The sequence below is a fragment of the Mesorhizobium sp. P5_C1 genome (assembly GCF_054049815.1).
This window is the reverse complement of the sequence record NZ_JBFULQ010000928.1, coordinates 1-1,415: the sequence shown is the minus strand read 5'-3', so window position 1 is coordinate 1,415 and position 1,415 is coordinate 1. Positions and strand designations below refer to the sequence as shown.

At 61.0% G+C, this 1,415-nt stretch carries 3 protein-coding genes; all 3 read right to left on the bottom strand.

The window, feature by feature from the left end; all coding sequences use genetic code 11:
• On the bottom strand, positions 1–611 hold a 611-nt coding region (ccoP, locus tag ACXJ7R_RS32680), incomplete at its 3' end, for a cytochrome-c oxidase, cbb3-type subunit III (RefSeq protein WP_457155402.1).
• On the bottom strand, positions 602–772 hold the full coding sequence (locus tag ACXJ7R_RS32675; protein ID WP_095084121.1) for a cbb3-type cytochrome c oxidase subunit 3: 171 nt from the start codon (positions 770–772) through the stop codon (positions 602–604). The genes ccoP and ACXJ7R_RS32675, both read right to left, overlap by 10 nt.
• Positions 769–1,415, bottom strand: a 647-nt coding sequence (gene ccoO, locus ACXJ7R_RS32670; protein ID WP_457155401.1) for a cytochrome-c oxidase, cbb3-type subunit II, incomplete at its 5' end; no start/stop codon positions are given. The genes ACXJ7R_RS32675 and ccoO, both read right to left, overlap by 4 nt.

Genomic DNA, 1,415 nt, shown 5'->3' with positions numbered 1-1,415 from the left:
ACGGTGGGTTCGGTCGACCCGCCGAGAGACTGAACGTAGGCACGCACATCGTTGATCTGCGCTAGGCTGAGGATTCCGTCACGGCCGAAGGCGAGCATCTGCGAGACCCGTGTTTCGTCATGCGCCGAATTGATCCCAACGCGCAGCGTTTCGACGATCGTCTCTGGATTGCCGCCCCACAGCCATGCGGCTGCCGTCAGGTCGGGAAAACCCTTACCTCCTGTGCCACGAGCTCCGTGGCACGCCGCGCAATTGTCCTTGAAGAGCGTCGCTCCGGCTTCGCGCACGGTTTCCATCAGCGCGGGGTCCGCCCTGATCGCCGGGAAATCCATCTCGTCAATCCGCTTCGTCCATACCGCGCGTTCGGCGGTGGCCTCTTCGACCTGACGTTCGACCGTCGTTTTCTGATCGACCCCAAGCAGGCCCTTCGTGTAGGTCCGCCCCAAGGGCCAAGCAGGCATAAGGATCCAGTATCCCACCGCGAACAGGGTCGTGAGGACGAGAAACAAGATCACGACCCGCGGTACCGGAGTGTAGAGCTCCTTTATGCCGTTCCATTCATGACCCGTCGTCAGCTGCCCGGTGACGGGATCGCGTTCGCCTACTTCCATGGCTTGTCGTCCTCATCGAGGATGTTCTTCTTGGCCGCGTGGAACCGCTCTAAGTTCGAAGGCCAGAAAACATAGATCAGGACGCCAACTGCCATAGCGATCAGGTAGAACAGCCCCCAGCTCTTCGTGAAGCCGACGACGGTGTCATGGTCGAAGTTCATTTTGCAGGCTCCGCGGCTGCCGCCTGTTTGTAGGCAGCGTCGGTGAGATGGCCCATGATCTGGAGATAGGCGACCAGCGCATCCATTTCCGTGATGGTTCCCGGATCGCCGTCAAAAGCCCTGACCTGCGTTGCCTGCCCGTAGCGCTTGACAACGCCGGCGGCGAAATCACCGTCCGGAGCGGCCTGGCCGAGAGCATCCTGGGTCGCGTTGGCAATCATGTCGTCCGTATAGGGAACGCCGACGTCCCTGAGAGCGGCCAAATGCTCGCCGAGGTCGTCGATGCGCAGGGCGTTGCGCTGCAGCCAGCCATATTTCGGCATGACGGATTCCGGCACGACGTCGCGGGGATTGATCAGGTGGGCGACCTGCCAGGCGTCAGAATATTTGCCGCCGATGCGGGCCAGATCCGGTCCCRTGCGCTTTGATCCCCACAACATCGGATGATCGTATTTAGATTCAACGGCGAGCGAATAAGGACCGTAGCGTTCGACCTCGTCGCGCAGTGTTCGGATCATTTGAGAATGGCAGGCGTAGCAACCTTCGCGCGTGTAGATGTCGCGCCCAGCCTGCTCCAGCGGGGTGTAGAGCCGCATGTCCTGCACGTTCTCGACCGTGTCGTCGATCGTGAACAGTGGAGCGA

Bases quoted from the DNA above. Each gene is read 5' to 3' on its own strand.
- ACXJ7R_RS32675 (WP_095084121.1), bottom strand. From the start codon at position 772: ATGAACTTCGACCATGACACCGTCGTCGGCTTCACGAAGAGCTGGGGG.